At 39.1% G+C, this 16468-nt stretch carries 14 protein-coding genes; 12 read left to right on the forward strand and 2 right to left on the reverse strand.

What is annotated here, in order from left to right; genetic code table 11:
- The first annotated feature begins 34 nt into the window (after positions 1-34).
- The 11 genes from E7B10_RS08580 (at position 35) to E7B10_RS08630 (ending at position 10879) form a co-directional block, all read left to right on the forward strand.
- Complete coding sequence (locus tag E7B10_RS08580) at positions 35-778, forward strand: Bax inhibitor-1/YccA family protein (RefSeq protein WP_287511282.1); 744 nt, start codon at positions 35-37, stop codon at positions 776-778.
- A 13-nt stretch (positions 779-791) separates the two neighbouring features.
- Complete coding sequence (locus E7B10_RS08585; RefSeq protein ID WP_287511281.1) at positions 792-1703, forward strand: LysR family transcriptional regulator; 912 nt, start codon at positions 792-794, stop codon at positions 1701-1703.
- Positions 1704-2088: 385 nt separating this feature from the next.
- Positions 2089-3492 carry an anion permease gene (locus E7B10_RS08590; protein WP_008715021.1) on the forward strand — a complete coding sequence of 468 codons (1404 nt, stop codon included), beginning with the start codon at positions 2089-2091 and terminating at the stop codon, positions 3490-3492.
- Between the two features lie 122 nt (positions 3493-3614).
- Complete coding sequence (gene citD / locus E7B10_RS08595) at positions 3615-3884, forward strand: citrate lyase acyl carrier protein (RefSeq protein ID WP_008715023.1); 270 nt, start codon at positions 3615-3617, stop codon at positions 3882-3884.
- Complete coding sequence (locus E7B10_RS08600) at positions 3884-4849, forward strand: CoA ester lyase (protein ID WP_004695279.1); 966 nt, start codon at positions 3884-3886, stop codon at positions 4847-4849. Before citD ends, E7B10_RS08600 begins: the two co-directional genes overlap by 1 nt.
- Positions 4839-6386: a citrate lyase subunit alpha gene (gene citF / locus E7B10_RS08605; RefSeq protein ID WP_024061618.1), complete on the forward strand. Its 1548-nt coding sequence runs from the start codon at positions 4839-4841 to the stop codon at positions 6384-6386. The genes E7B10_RS08600 and citF overlap by 11 nt, the downstream gene beginning before the upstream one ends.
- 249 nt (positions 6387-6635) lie before the next feature.
- Positions 6636-7142 (forward strand): hypothetical protein, encoded by a 507-nt coding sequence (locus E7B10_RS08610; RefSeq protein WP_278605153.1) that lies wholly within the window; start codon positions 6636-6638, stop codon positions 7140-7142.
- 159 nt (positions 7143-7301) lie between these two features.
- Positions 7302-8177 (forward strand): DUF4261 domain-containing protein, encoded by an 876-nt coding sequence (locus E7B10_RS08615; RefSeq protein WP_278618681.1) that lies wholly within the window; start codon positions 7302-7304, stop codon positions 8175-8177.
- 28 nt (positions 8178-8205) lie between these two features.
- Positions 8206-8562 (forward strand): cupin domain-containing protein, encoded by a 357-nt coding sequence (locus tag E7B10_RS08620; protein ID WP_024066296.1) that lies wholly within the window; start codon positions 8206-8208, stop codon positions 8560-8562.
- A 240-nt stretch (positions 8563-8802) separates the two neighbouring features.
- On the forward strand, positions 8803-10116 hold the full coding sequence (locus E7B10_RS08625; protein ID WP_287511279.1) for an MFS transporter: 1314 nt from the start codon (positions 8803-8805) through the stop codon (positions 10114-10116).
- 145 nt (positions 10117-10261) lie between these two features.
- Positions 10262-10879 (forward strand): SAP domain-containing protein, encoded by a 618-nt coding sequence (locus E7B10_RS08630; protein WP_120055969.1) that lies wholly within the window; start codon positions 10262-10264, stop codon positions 10877-10879.
- A 152-nt stretch (positions 10880-11031) separates the two neighbouring features.
- Here the strand turns inward: E7B10_RS08630 and E7B10_RS08635 are convergent, their stop codons facing one another.
- Together E7B10_RS08635 and E7B10_RS08640 are read right to left on the reverse strand one after the other, a co-directional pair.
- Entirely contained in the window at positions 11032-11460 is a 429-nt protein-coding gene (locus tag E7B10_RS08635; RefSeq protein ID WP_038125714.1) for a hypothetical protein, read from the reverse strand.
- Entirely contained in the window at positions 11460-12383 is a 924-nt protein-coding gene (locus tag E7B10_RS08640; RefSeq protein WP_008602616.1) for a LysR family transcriptional regulator, read from the reverse strand. Before E7B10_RS08640 ends, E7B10_RS08635 begins: the two co-directional genes overlap by 1 nt.
- Positions 12384-12769: 386 nt before the next feature.
- Between E7B10_RS08640 and nifJ the strand changes: the two genes are divergently transcribed.
- A complete protein-coding gene (nifJ, locus tag E7B10_RS08645) occupies positions 12770-16306 on the forward strand; it encodes a pyruvate:ferredoxin (flavodoxin) oxidoreductase (RefSeq protein WP_287511278.1) in 3537 nt (1178 codons plus the stop codon).
- Positions 16307-16468 lie beyond the last annotated feature (162 nt).

The raw sequence follows: 16468 nt of genomic DNA on the forward strand, positions 1-16468 counted from the left end.
CGCTATAAGTGATAATTAAATAAGGAGGGATAGTATGAATCCATATAATGTAACAGGACCTACTGCAGCTGAGGTTGCACAGGTTGAAAGTATCGTATCCCAACGATTAAAAGGCTCTTTCTTGTGGATGGTTGTAGGTTTGCTTACAACCATCGGTGTTGGCTTTGCCGCATTAGCAAATCCAAACTGGTTACGTTTTGCGTATCAAAACTTTAATATTATTTTATTAGTAGAGCTTGGTGTGGTATTCCTATTTAGTGCTCGTGCATATTCTGCTAATGTAATGACGTTACGTGGCATGTTCTTCCTCTATAGTGCTTTGAATGGTCTCACATTGACCTTGGTATCTTTGCGATATGATGTGTTTGATGTAGTTATTCCGGCGTTAATAGGTACTCTTGCTTTCTTCATTGGCTTTGCAGTGGTAGGGGTTACAACTAAGCGTAATTTATCATCCCTTACACCATATGTGATGGCGGCATTGTTCGGCATGATCATCGTATCCTTGGTTATGATGGGGGCCCGCTTCTTTAACTGGACTGTACTCAGTGGCTTTAGTGATACTGTTAGTTTAGTTCTAGGTTATGTAGGTGTTGTAGTATTCTCTATCTTTACAGCTATCGATGTGAACCGCATTAAAAATAATGTGACACAAGTGGCGCTCATGGAGGATGAAACAATTTTAGACCGCATTGAAATCACTGGTGCTTTGAGCCTTTATTTAGATTTCATTAACTTATTCTTATCCTTATTACGCATCTTTGGTAATAAGCGATAACAAAGGAGTTTGTATGGACGATAGAGAATGGCAAACCTTTGTTACTGTTGTGGATGAAGGCAATATTACAAGGGCTGCTGAAAAATTATTTTTATCGCAACCAGCGTTGAGCTATCGGTTGCGCCATATGGAAAAAGCCTTGGGCCATTCTCTGTTGTTGCGGACTGCTGAAGGAATTGCCCTCACGGCACAAGGCGAAATTTTCTATGATTACTGCAAGCGAATGATGCAAGAACAAGAGGCTTTGGAGCACGCTATGAACTCCGCTTCTGGCAAGATTCAAGGGACCTTGAAAATCGCATCATCTATCAACTTTGCAGATTATGAACTACCGGCTTTATTGAGATCTTTCCGCGAACAATATCCTGATGTTCATATTCAAGTGAAGACTGCTTTCAGCCATCAGGTAGTAAAGATGTTTAATACAGGTGACTGTATGGTCGCCTTTGCTCGTGGTGGCTATGACGTGTCTGGTAAGTCTGAACTGTTACTAGCAGAGCCATATTGTCTTGTATATAAAGAATTAGTGCCGCCTGAATCCTTGGTAAAGGTACCGTTCATTAAATACCAAACAGATGCATCGGTGGCAAATATTATCGAAACTTGGTGTGCAGAACATTTTGACGAGCCTCCAAGTGTGGCGATGGACGTAAATTCTATGAGTACGTGTCGTCACTTTGTGCGCGCAGGTCTAGGATGGTCTATCTTGACGTATATGGGACTTGGATCCTGTAAGGACAAAGATATCTATGTGAGTCCATTACGCAGTAAAAATGGTGAATATATCACCCGTGATACCAATATGGTGTACACAAAAGATTCGGAAAATTTAATCGTTGTTAAAACCTTTATTGAATATGTCCGTAATTATTACAAGGAACACACCGTTGTAGATAATAGTATACTTAGAGAATATAAGTCCTAGGAATTATCAATAGAGCATATCTATGAGGTTTTCTAACTGTTTATCCATGCTATTTCAGTATTGGACTTTTTCGATATAATAACTCATAATATAGATTAAGATTAATATAGTACCATGTAAGTGCATGTATATCCTTTTGAGGAGGTATACATGCATTTTTTTCATTTGGGACTATAATTCTATGCTTAAAATGCATAAAAAGTATGATTAGTAGATATAAAAGTTTTTATAACCCCTATAAAGGTAATCTATTATTCATATTTCTTTTAAACATATATAATGAGTGTAGACTTAATCAATGTAATCGACGTCGCGAGCGATTATGTTGTTGAAGACTAGATGATTTTATGTATGCCTAAATTAATTCAGAAAGGGAAAGACACACATGAAAGACAAATTATGGCGCGTTGGCGTTATGGCTGCTATCGTCGCAATCACATGGTTTGGTGGCACACCAGATGGTCTCAAACCGCAAGTATGGCAATTATTTGGTATTTATTTAGCAACTATCGTGGGCTTGGTATTAAAACCATTCCCAGTTCCTATTACGGTATTATTAGGTGTTGCTACATCTTCTATCTTATTGAGCAACACTAAAGATGTATTAGCTGGTTACAGCAATACAGCATTATGGTTAATCTTTGCAGCTTTTGCATTATCTGTTGCATTTGGTAAAACTGGCCTTGGTCATCGTATCGCATACTACTTGGTTCGTGCTTTTGGTAGTACAACACTTCGTCTTGGTTATGTAACGGCATTCCTTGACTTGATCTTGTCTCCAGCAACTCCATCCAACACAGCTCGTGCAGCAGGTATCGTATATCCTATCAACTTGTCCATCGCTGAAGCTGTTGGTTCTTACCCTGGTGAGACTGCAAAAAAAGCAGGTGCGTACCTTTTACAGAATGGTTACTTTGCAACAAAGGTAACATCCTTCTTATTCGCTACAGCAATGGCGCCAAACTTATTGGCATTAGACTTCATTACTAAATTGACTGGTGTATCCTTGAACTGGGGACAATGGGCATTAGCTATGTTCGTACCTGGCTTCATTATGTTAATGTGTATTCCGTTCATCGGCTATATGTATGAACGTCCATCCGTCAAAGAAATTGATAACAAGAAAATTGCGGCTGATGGTTTAGCAGAATTAGGTCCTATGAAAGCGTCTGAAAAAGGCCTTATCGCCATCGCACTACTTGCAATCACAGGTTGGATCCTTCCAACATTTGGTATTAAAATTGATGCTACAGCAGTGGCTATCGTAGCGATGATTGCTACATTTGTATGTGGCATTATTACTTGGGATGATTTGCTCAAAACTAAAGCAGCTTGGAACACATTGATTTGGTTTGGTGGCATCTTGGGCTTATCTTCTGCATTGACCAAAGGAAAATTCTTCGAATGGTTGGCTAAGTTCTTAGAAACTCACATGAACTTTGGTTTAGATCCATTCATGATGCTTATCCTTATCTCTGTAATCTCCGTTGCGGTTCGTTACTTCTTCGCATCAGGTACAGCATACATTTCTGCAATGCTTCCAGTATTCTTGATCGTTGGTATTAACGCAGGAATCGATCCTACATTATTAGCGTTCATCTTAATTGGTACAAATTCCTATGGCGGTTCCGTAACTCACTACGGTGCGGCTCCTGGTCCAATCATCTTCTCCGCTGGTTACAACAATGTAAAAGACTGGTGGACAGTTGGTCTTATCTCCGCTGTTGTATGTTTAGTATTGAACTACGTAATCGGTATCCCTTGGTGGAAAATCGCTGGTTTCATGTAATTAGAAATCATTACTATGGAGTGTTAGAATTTAATTGTTAGTATTCAATGTCTGTATAGGCTCTCGCGACGAGCCTGTACAGACTTGAGTTTTATAAATGTTTCACAAGGAAAGGATGCAACATGGCACAATTAGTAAAAGCTGCACAAGCTGGCTTCGACGAAAAAAATGATGCATTAGTAACGGTTGAACCGATTGCTAGCGGTATCGAAATCGAATTAACATCCAAAGTTATGCGTCAATATGGCGACCAAATTAAATCTGTTATCTTGAACACAGTGAAAGAAGCCGGTTATGATGGCGTAAAAGTAACCGTACAAGATAAAAACGCTTGGGATTACACGATTAAAGCTCGCGTGTTGGGCGCATTGGAAAGGGGGAGCAAAGCATAATGGCTAACGATAAAACATTCCCAGAAGTTAAAACAAACCCATTAACAGAGGCTGCTAAAAAACGTTTGTCTCGTTCCATGATGTTCGTACCAGGTAATACACCTAAAATGATTAACAGTGCAGATATTCACGGTGCTGACTCCATCATGATCGATATCGAAGATTCCGTGCCAATTACAGAAAAAGACACAGCTCGTCTTTTAACTGCAGAAGCATTGAAATCCCGTAAATTCCGTGCAGAAACAGTTGTTCGTATCAACCATCCTACACAAACTCCTTATGGCTATGACGATCTTGATGTTATCGTTCCAGCTAAACCTGATATGATTCGTTTACCTAAAACTGAAGATGTTTCTGAAGTTGAAATCGTAGCGAAGAAAATTGAAGAAGTAGAAAAAGCTAACGGCTGGCCAGAAGGTACAATCAATATTATCGTAGCTATCGAATCCGTTCGTGGCTTATACAATGTTCGTGAAATCTGCCACGGCCCTCGCGTAGTTGCTATCGCTCTTGGCGCTGAAGACTATCGTGCAGACCTTCGCACAGGTAAACATAAACCAGCTGTTGAATTGTTGTTCGCTCGTCAAACAATCCTTCATGCAGCACGTGAAGCAGGTATCCGAGTAATCGATACTGTATTCTCCGATGTGAAAGACCCTCAAGGTTTCCGTGAAGAAGTTGAATTCATTAAAGCTTTGGGTTATGATGGCAAATCTTGTATCCACCCAAGCCAAATCAAAATTATCCACGAAGTATTCACTCCTGACGAAAAAGAAATCGCTCATTCCGTTAAGGTATTGAACAGCTATGCAGATGCATTGCGCAACAATAAAGGCGTAATCTCCGTAGATGGTAAAATGATCGATGGTCCTATCGTAGTTCGTGCACAACGCGTAGTTGATAAAGCACGTGCAGCAGGCATTAAAGTTGAATTAGAGGAAGGAGCAGAATACGATGTTAAATAAAGTAGGTCGCGATATCCCAACAAATATCCCAGCACTAGAAGGCCGCGAAGTATATCAAGGTGAATTCGCTATTGAACCTAAAGTTCATCGTGCAGGTAAACCTGTACACATGAGCCGTGTTGGTACAAATAAAGTTCTTGCTTCCATCGATGAAGCAATCGAAAAAGCTGGCGTAAAAGATGGTATGACATTGTCCTTCCATCATCACTTGCGCAATGGCGACTATGTAATGAAAATGGTTATGGAACGCGTACAAGCAAAAGGTATCAAAGATATTACTATCGCATCTTCTTCCTTGTCACCATGCCATGAGTTCTTGGTAGAAATGATTCAAGACGGCACTGTAACAGCTATTGAAACATCTGGCTTGCGCGATCGTCTTGGTAAATTCTTAACTCAAAACCCTGGCGTATTGAAACGCCCTGTAGTGATTCGTTCCCACGGTGGCCGTGCTCGTGCTATCGAATCTGGTGAAGTTCATATCGACGTAGCTTTCATGGGTGCTCCTACAGCTGATCCACGTGGTAATGCTACTGGTCGTATGGGTAAATCCGCATGTGGTGCACTTGGCTATGCTAAAGTTGACTCCCACTATGCAGACACAACTGTTATCATCACTGATAATTTGGTTGATTACGTACACAACTATGCAATCCCTCAAACTGACGTAGATTATGTTGTTGAGGTTGAAAGCATTGGTGATCCAGAAGGTATCGCTTCTGGTGCGGTAGGTTTCACTAAAAACCCTATCCAAATTAAAATTGCTGAACTAGCTGGTGAATTCCTTGATCAAGCTGGCATCATTAAAGATGGTTTCGTATTCCAATTGGGCGCTGGTGGTGCTCCATTGACAGTTGCAAAATTCATCGCTGAAAAACTTCGCAAACGCGGTGAAGTAGGTGGCTTCGCTATCGGTGGTGCTACTGGTATCTTAACTGGTATGCTTGAAGAAGGCTTGATTCGTGCAATTTACGATACTCAAACATTCGATACAACTGCAGCAGCTTCTTTAGATAAAAACCCTGCACACATCGAAATGTCCGCTTCCATGTATGCTAACCCATGGACTGACTGCACTACAAACTACCTAGACGTAGTATTCCTTGGTGCTACTGAAATCGACCTTGATTTCAACGTAAACGTAATGACTGACTCTAACGGTGTATTGATGGGCGCTTCTGGCGGTCACTCCGATACAGCAGCAGGTGCTAAATGTACAGTTATTACTTGTCCATTGATCCGTGGTCGTTTGCCAATGATCCGTGACAAAGTTGCAACTGTAATTACACCAGGCTCCTCCGTTGATGTACTTGTTACTGAATACGGTATTGCAATCAACCCAGCTCGTACTGATTTGATTGAACGCTTCAAAGATAGCAACTTGCCTATCTACACAATTGAAGAATTACAACAATTAGCATTCGACTTGGTAGGTAAACCACAAGATATCCCTGTATCCGACAAAGACGAAGACATCGTGGCAATCGTAGAATACCGCGATGGTTCTATCCTTGACGTGGTTCGTAAACCTCTATAATTGAGTAGGGGTTGGAGTCCGGTAGAGTCCGTTTGGGTTTCGCTGTCAACTCACCATCCCATGCTAGTAAGTTAATACAAAGACCCGCTCCATGAGTTCGAGGACCATGAAGCGGGTCTTTTTGAATTTATGCGTTGTTTTATTATTAACTTCAAAGATAGAAATAAAGTCTAATGTGGCAAATATGGTACATGATTATAGTTATACTTTTACTATAAGAAGATTGGAGACCTTTAGGAGGTAGTTTTTATGTATCGTTGTATTGCCAATTTAGAGATTGATCTAGATGGGTTAGGTGAGTTTTATAGTGAGCTAGACGAATATGAAATGCTAAGTATGTACCAAATAATATCAGCTTGGTTACAGGATGATTTAGATGGACCTAATCCAGAAAATACGGTGTTTGGCGTATCAGAGTATGCCTTAAACTGGATATCTGTATTACCTGGAGATATTTCTTATCGTAACCTATTTGATATGGGAAGTTGTAAGGTCGGTAATCGTTATGAAAGTATTGATTATTTATATGCAAAATTTCTACAAACATTAGAGAATAGTAAACAGCTTGAACCTGAATATGAATCCTTATGTTTAAATCATATAAACGTCATGTCACAGTATATAGAAATTACTCTAACCTGTAGTCAAAATATAGACTTTATATTATTTATAAAACATTGGTTACGTAATTGTAGTACTTATAAACATCCGATATACTATAAAGTAAAGGATGTATATTATGTGAAATTTAGTTGATGCTCATATAGATAATATACATATTATTTCTCCGGATGAACTTTATAGTTGGGCGAAAGAAAAAATAGAGGGTAATAGCTTTTTAATCCCTGAGGGTATTGTAAAATGGTATAAACTGATACATTCATCAAAAAATAGTTAAAAATTAGGAGAGTGACTATGAGTCAAGTATTTAAGCAAGATCTAACAGATAACTCTGTTCGTCCTGGTGGTTTGTTTTTCGTTGAGTTATTAATGCCTAAGCAGTGTGATATGCCTACTCGCGATGCAATGGTAGAGGTATTCACAAAGCATTTGGGCCTTATTGATTGCTTTAGTTATGGAGCTGAATCTGCTGGTTTTGCACCTCAGAATTATAAGGTGCATTACGAGGATACTGATGCAGATATTCCACCGACCTTGATGGTGACGAATTGTGAGAAAATCGATAAGCCTGTATTAGATGATTTTGATCGTAGTCAGGTATGGGATTGTCCAAATGTGGATGAGTTATTAGCAGAGTGCCAATACAGGGTGTTTGCTACGGATATGTTAGCCTCTGGTTTAGCGGCCAAAGAACGTGCAGATATGCTTGTAAAGTATGTAGATGCATTACTAGAATTATATCCCTCTTGTAAAGCCGTTGTATTTGGACCATCTCGTAAGTTCTTAAGTCGAGAATCGATTGAAAATCATCCTGATAAAGAGGTGACTCGTTTCATGTATTATGCTGTAAATGTGCGTTATTTTAGTATTCAAGGTACCAATGATATGATGGTAGATTCTGTGGGTATGAGTACATTATTTTTACCTGATTTACAGTATCACTTTCACGGTGTAGATCCTAATCATGTAGTATTTCATGCTTATAATGTGTTGAATTATATTTTCGAACATGGTAATATAATAGGTGATGGGGAAACCATTGCGGGGTTACAAAATGGCGAGATGAATCAGGATATTCAGTGGAAGGTTCAATACGAGGATTCTTTAATCCAGCCCGTTCGAGAGGTTCTAGATATTAATATGGGTGAATACGCATCTGGAACTCGGTAGTTGTTAATCAATGAAAGGGGTGAGCATTATGAGTGATCAACGTGTTTTTGATATGGAACTTGTGAAAGTTGAAAGTTTGGAGAACGCTGTTAGGACGCCATTTTATCAAACTGATTCCACAGGTGGTTCAGTATGGGTTATTAAACCTGGTCAAATCTTACCAAAACATTATCATCATCACTCTGATGATATATGGGTTATATTGCAAGGCAAGGGTGTATTTTATCCAACGCCTAATACAGAGGTGCCTTTTACAAAGGGGCAAGTTATAGTATCTAAAAAGGGTGAATGTCATGGTGCAAAAAATACTGGAACGGAAGATATTGTCTTTGTGAGTATCGTTGCTCCAGTGCCTGCTGATTATGATCCTGTTAAGACTAATTAATATGAAAGCACTTTATAGTATTTTCTTCTCTTGTGATAGAGATATATTCATACTATAAAGTGCTTTTTGTTTTATACAGTCATTTCTAGCGAATATACCTTTTCTATTTTATATGTCATTATTTTGGTTTTACTATTCCTATTTGTTATTTCTATACTCTATAAAATTCCATTGACAGAGGACGTTTGTTCTTTTAAGATGGTAAAGTATGTAATATTTTAATAAGTAGAAAGGAATTATATGAACTCATCTACACTAGAGCCTCAAAGTGGGGATATCAATTTCAGAGATTTTACGAAACGTCGTATGCTTCACGTAGTCTTACCATTGTTTATTGTTTCTATTATTGCCTTCCTGGATCGCGTTAACATTGCTTATGCAGGCTTGACTATGAAGGAGAATTTACCATGGTTGACGCCAGAAGTATTTGGTATGGGGGCAGGCATTTTCTTTATTGGTTATGTTTTGTTTGAAGTGCCTGCATCTTTAATTGCAGCTCGTTGTAATGCTATGCATTGGGTGGCGCGTATCATGTTTAGTTGGGGGCTCGTATGTATTCTTATGACGACGATGACCACTGAGTTGGAATTTTATGTTTATCGATTTTTACTTGGTCTATGTGAGGCTTCTTTATATCCTGTAATTTATTCATTACTCATTCCAAATTGGTTCTTGCCAAAGGAGCGAGCGAAGGCAATCTCCTTGATGTTGACATCTTTATTGTTCTCTAACATCATTGGTGGGCCATTGGCAGGTATTTTATTGGATACAACGTTCTTTGGTCTACATGGTTGGCGTACACTCTTTATCGTTGAAGCTATTCCTGCTGTGATCTTTGCGTTCATTTTCGCATTCTGGATGAAAGAGCGTCCTGAACATGCATCTTGGGTAACTGATGCAGAAAAGGTATATATTAAAGCCGAGCTTGAAAAAGAAGAGCAACAAAAGCAAGCCGCAAAGAAATATACTATTTGGCAAGCGTTAAAAGACCCAAAAGTATTGCGTTTAGCGTTAATCTATTTCTTGTGGGTTATTGGTTTCTGGGGCTTTAGTTTTTGGATGCCTCAAGTTCTTAAAAGCTTATCTGGATGGCCACCAAGCGTGGTAGCGTGGTCTATTGCTATTCCAATGACAGCAGCCTTACTTGTACAAATATACTGTGGTTACTCTTCTGAAAAGCGCAATGAAAAACGTTGGCACGTTGCTACTACATTGTTCATTGGTACTATTGGTTTCTTAGCAACACCACACAGTCCATCTCCAGAAGTTAGCTTATTCTTTATATGCTTAACTGCAGTAGGTGTTTACGGTGGTATGGGTGTATGGTGGACCATGCCAACAACCTTCTTATCTGGCGCTGCTGCAGCGGGGGCGATGGGACTCATTAACTCTTCAGGTAATATGGGGGGCTGGGTAGGTCCTTATATGCTTGGATTCATCAATGGTCACACTGGTAGCTTTGCTTATGGTTACTATGTAATGGGGGCTTGTATGTTCCTTGCTGGTCTATTAATTTTGACACTTCCAAAATCTATGGAACATAAAGAGGATTAAGTAGAGCTATATTATAGATAACTAGATTATAGACAACTTAATAGGAAAATATTTAACGAATGCTTCAATGGTGTGATTTTGGATACTATTCAATTTTATGTTACAATTTACAAAATAGTATTATTTAAACTTGAGGAGACAAATATTGAAAGAGTGTAGACCTAAGTTTGATGAAATTACATCATTTGATGAATTTAATAAATATTATTGGTATCGTGATGAACTTTCACAAATATGTAAATCATTAGGATTAGAATATAGGGGAACAAAACAAGAACTCAATTATATTATTGAGCAGTACTTTAAAGGCGATTTAATTAAAAAATCATCAATAAAAAATAGAAGAAGGCAAGTGGAAAGTATTACTTTAGATACACCATTACTTGAATGTAATTTTTCCTTTAATACGAAGTTTAGAGAATATTTCTCTGCTTTAATAGGTGTTTCACGATTTAAATTTAATGCTGATATGGCTACTGCCTGGAGAAAAGTAAAAAGTGAAAAAAATACAAGCTTTACAATTGGAGATTTGCTGAAAGTATATTATGGTGAATCAGATTATGCAAAGTATGACAATTCGGTTTGTCAATGGAATCAATTTTTTAAGGATTTTTGTGCAGACGAATGTAGTGGCAATTATTCGAATAAATTAAAAGTAGCATCTATTATTTGGAAAGAAGTTAGAGATTCAAAAAATGAAAAAATTTATTCAAAGGAGCTTTTAAGTGAATATGCATATAAATTAGAAGCGTATCGCAAGTAGAAGCAACTTGTCATTGCGGAGACGTATTATGGGAAAGTTAGCAATTAAATCTATAATAAAATAATGAAAAAAGCACCTTATATCCTATAAGAAGAGTCATTTGTGATGACTTTTGTAGGTATGTAAGGTGCTTTTATTTATTCCTGATTTCTTTATTGATTTTGTTTTGTTACATCAGGCACTTTCCCAGGATTCATATCGAGGTTTAGATCTGTGGATTTGAATGGGCGTGGGTTTGCCTCTGGTGGTTGTACTTTGAGCTCTGGATGCAACCATTGCAGTTGTTTTAGTTCCCAGTCGTACTTGGCACCGTCATTTTGTAGTTGACGAATATCTTTTAGGATTTCGTCTAGTTGATCACTATGCTTATTAGCCATCCCTTCAAGAATGTAAAGACGACCTGCTACACTGTCGATGGTAGAGCCATCGTGGTCTTCATCGACACGCCATTGTAATTCAGAGATTTGTATTTGCTGGAATATGATAACGATAACCAGCACAATGATAACGCCCCACATGGGAGCTTCTTTAGCTTTCAAAAGGGCTCGCAATTTAGATGCGAGCCCAGATGGTTTGTTCATTATTGACGATCCTCGAGTTGTAATCCAGGTAATGGTAATTTGGAGTTTACAAAGTCTAACCACAAGCGAGAAGCGTGGGAGAGGTAATGACCTTTTTTCCAAATTACATAAAGGGTATGAATAATTTCAGGTACGAGAGGTCTTACGACAACCTTAGAACCAACCTCCGTATTTTCACCTACCTCAGGGCAGAGACGAGATGGTAATAATGCGATAGCAAGGTTTGCACTAACCGTTTGTAACATGAGATCACGTTGGCTCGTTTCAAACACGATATGCGGTTGGAAGCCGGTGTGTTTACAAGCTTTGATGATTTCATCATGTAAGTTGAAATCGTCTTTATGCAATACAAAGGATTCATCAGCTAGCATTTCTAGGCGAATTTCTTTTTCTTTTGCTAAAGGGCTAGATTTTGGAATGATAACGGACAGTGGGTCACTCGTAAGGTAGAAAGATTCAAATTCTTTAGGGTTTGGTTTAGTACAGATGATGCCAATATCAATTAAACCTTCCTGAACGCTGATCTCAACCTTTTTAGAACCTTGTTCGTAGAGTTCCAATTCGATTTGTGGATATACTTTTTTAAATTCACCTAATAACTGGGCAAAAATGGGAGCATCAGTAATTGGTGGAATACCAATTCTGATGGAACCTTGCTCCAAACGAAACTCGTTTTCAAAATCAGTTTTTAGATGTTCAAACATAAACACAACGCGTTTAGCGTGGGTTAAGAAGATGGTACCCCCATCAGTAAGTTCTACAGATTTAGCATTACGCATGAAGAGAACAACACCAAGTTCGTCTTCTAAAGCTTTAATTGTACGGCTGATTGCAGATTGGGAGATGTGTAAATTCCTTGCAGCCTTACTAAAGCTTTTTTGATCAGCTACTTCAACGAAGTATTTCAAATGATGAAAATCCATAATTAACCCCCTAAAAATAAAACTTGGTTATAGGACGTGACCTAACTAAATGAGAATAGTTATTACTGTAATGCAATTAGCTATTACTTTATGTAAAGCATGGATAGCAATATTGGCAAAGCGACAGTCACTGTATGTGTTGCGTTGATAGGGCCCAGCACGTTATAATTAGCATATAGGGCTATATCAAGTTATGATATTAGGAATTATGGTTGTGCCCATCACAAAAAAGTATGCTCACACATAATGCCATATTATATATAACATATATATTATTGCATTATTTTTTCATGTGCGCAAGTTTGTAATGGTTGTTATTCCTAAACATAATGATAGATTAAGCAAGTGTTCTATTTTTGCTAAATGCTTAAGGAGGCAATAATCACATGAGTCGTAAATTTAAAACTATGGACGGCAACCAAGCGGCTGCTCACGTTTCTTATGGTTTTACAGAAGTTGCTGCGATTTATCCAATCACTCCATCTTCTCCAATGCCAGAACACATTGATGAATGGGCTGCATCTGGTCGAAAAAACATCTTCGGCAACACTGTTCAAGTTGTAGAAATGCAATCTGAAGCAGGTGCTGCTGCTGCAACCCACGGTTCTTTACAAGCTGGTGCATTAACAACAACTTTCACATCTTCCCAAGGTTTGTTATTGATGCTTCCTAACTTATATAAAGTAGCAGGTGAATTACTTCCAGGTGTATTCCAAGTAGCTGCTCGTGCATTGGCTGCACATGCTTTGGCTATCTTTGGTGACCACCAAGACGTAATGGCTGCTCGTGCAGCTGGCTGTGCTATGTTAGCTGAATCCTCTGTACAAGAAGTAATGGACTTGTCCGCTGTAGCTCACTTGACAGCTATTAAAACTCGTGTACCTTTCATCAACTTCTTTGACGGTTTCCGTACATCCCACGAAATTCAAAAAATTCAAATCTGGGACTATGAAGATTTAAAACCATTGGTTGACATGGATGCTGTTAAAGCTTTCCGTAAAAATGCTTTAAATCCAGATGCTCCTGTAACTCGTGGTACTGCAGAAAACCCTGACGTTTACTTCCAACATCGTGAAGCATCCAACAAATTCTACTTGAACGTTCCTGACGTTGTAGAACACTACATGAACGAAGTTAACAAATTGGCAGGTACTAACTACCAATTGTTCAACTATCATGGTGCTCCTGATGCTACTGATGTTGTTGTAACTATGGGTTCTTCCGCTCAAGTTGTAGAATCCACTGTGGATTACCTCAACAAATTGGGTCGCAAAGTTGGTTTTATCAACGTTCATTTGTTCCGCCCATTCGCAACAGATCGTTTGTTGAAAGCTCTTCCTAAAACTGTAGAACGCATTGCAGTTCTTGACCGTACTAAAGAACCAGGTGCTTTGGCTGAACCATTGTTCTTAGACGTACAAGCAGCTGTAGTTGACGGTGGCCGTAATGTAAAAGTTATCGCTGGTCGTTATGGTTTGAGCTCCAAAGACGTTATCCCTGCAGACATCGTTGCTGTATTCGATAATTTAGCTGCTGAAAATGGTAAGAAATTCTTCACATTGGGTATCAATGATGATGTTACATTCTTGTCCTTAGATCGTGCTGAAGGCGTAGAAGTTGAAACTCCTGGTTTGACTGAATGTAAATTCTGGGGCTTCGGTTCTGACGGTACTGTAGGTGCGAATAAATCCGCTATCAAAATCATCGGTGACCACACTGATATGTATGCTCAAGCATACTTTGACTACGACTCCAAAAAATCTGGTGGCGTAACAATGTCTCACCTTCGTTTTGGTAAAAATCCAATCAACTTGCCTTACTTGATTACTGAACCTCAATTCGTAGCATGTCACCGTCAATCTTATGTACATGAATACGACTTGATTCGCGGCATCAAAAAAGGCGGTACATTCTTATTGAACTGTACTTGGTCTCCTGAAGAATTGGATGAACATTTACCTGCTAAATTACGTCGTCAAATCGCAGAAAAAGAATTGAACTTCTACATCATCAATGCTGCGAAAATCGCTTCCGAAATTGGTTTGGGCGGTCGTATCAACATGGTAACGCAAGCTGCATTCTTCAAATTGACTGAAATCATCCCTGTAGATGATGCTGTTAAATACCTTAAAGAATCCGTAGTAACTTCTTACGGTAAAAAAGGTCAAAATATCGTTGACATGAACAATGCTGCTATCGATCAAGGTGTTAACGCTTTGGTAAAAGTAGATGTTCCTGCTAGCTGGAAAGACGCTGTTGATAATGGCAATCATGCGGCTAAACCTGGTTGCGAATCTTGCCCATCCTTCGTTCAAAATATTGCACAACCAATCAATGCACAAGCCGGTTATGATCTTCCTGTATCTAGATTCTCTGGCTATGAAGATGGTACATTACCTGCTGGTACTGCTAAATTCGAAAAACGCGGTCCTGCATTGTTCGTTCCAAAATGGTTGCCTGAAAACTGTATTCAATGTAACCAATGTTCCTTCGTATGTCCACATGCTACAATTCGTCCAATCTTGGCAACTGAAGCAGAAGTGGCTGCAGCTCCAGACCATTTCGATACAATCCCTGCATTGGGCGCTAAAGACCTTCAATTCCGTATCGCAGTATCCCCATTAGATTGCTTGGGTTGCGGTAACTGTGTTGATATCTGTCCAGCTCCTAAAGGCAAAGCTATTGTAATGACTTCCATCGATTCCGAAATCGAACAAGCTGAAGCTTGGAACTACGGTGTTAACCTTCCTGTAAAAGAAAACCCTATGAAGAAGGAAACTGTTAAAGGTTCCCAATTCGAACAACCATTGTTCGAGTTCTCCGGTGCTTGTGCAGGTTGTGGTGAAACTCCTTACGCTAAATTATTAACTCAATTGTTCGGCGACCGCATGATGATTGCCAATGCAACTGGTTGTTCCTCCATCTGGGGTGCTTCCATGCCTGCATCTCCATACACAACTAACCAACAAGGTCATGGCCCTTCTTGGGCAAACTCCTTGTTCGAAGATAATGCTGAGTATGGTTACGGTATGTACATCGGCGTTAAGAAAATCCGTCAACAATTAGTAGAATTGGCTGCTAAAGCAGTTGAAACTGCTACTGGCGAATTGAAAGACGCTTTAGAACAATGGATTGAATTTGCTAACCTTGGTGCAGCTACTCGTCAACGTTCCGAACGTTTAGTAGCAGCTATCGAAGCTGAAGGCGCTACAACTCCTGAATTGAAAGAAATTCTTGAGAAAAAACAATTCTTGATCAAACGTTCTCACTGGATCTTCGGTGGTGACGGCTGGGCATACGACATCGGCTTCGGCGGTGTTGACCATGTATTAGCTTCTGGCGAAGACGTAAACATCTTCGTATTCGATACTGAAGTATACTCCAACACTGGTGGTCAAGCATCTAAATCCACTAACGTAGCAGCAGTTGCTCAATTCGCAGCTTCTGGTAAACGTACTAAGAAGAAAGACCTTGGCATGATGGCTATGTCTTATGGTTATGTATACGTAGCACAAGTAGCTATGGGTGCAGACAAAAACCAATTGATGAAAGCTGTTACAGAAGCTGAAGCATATCCAGGTCCATCCTTGATCATCGCTTACAGCCCATGTATCAACCATGGTATCAAAGCTGGTATGGGTAAAGCTCAAGAAGAACAACGTAAAGCAGTTGCAGCTGGTTACTGGGATCTTTACAGATACAACCCTCAACTTAAAGAAGAAGGTAAAAATCCATTCTCCTTGGATTCCAAAGAACCAACTGAAAGCTTCCAAGACTTCCTTAAAGGTGAAGTACGTTACGCTTCCTTGGCTAAAGCAGCTCCAGATGTGGCAGAAGAATTGTTCGCTAAAACTGAACAAGATGCTAAAGAACGTCGCTTAAGCTATGTTCGTTTACAAAAAGGTTTCGAAGACGTAAAATAATTCGTTATTTAACGACTGAAAACTATATGAGGCACCCTTTCGAGGGTGCCTCTTTTGTATGTAAATTTAGTTTTTCTAAATATCATATTAAGTATCTTCCATAAATCAGTTATAGTGCTGGTTACTATTGTATTATTTACGTATTAACTGCTTAAAACATAG

The sequence above is a fragment of the Veillonella sp. genome (assembly GCF_032470285.1).
GTDB lineage: Bacteria > Bacillota > Negativicutes > Veillonellales > Veillonellaceae > Veillonella.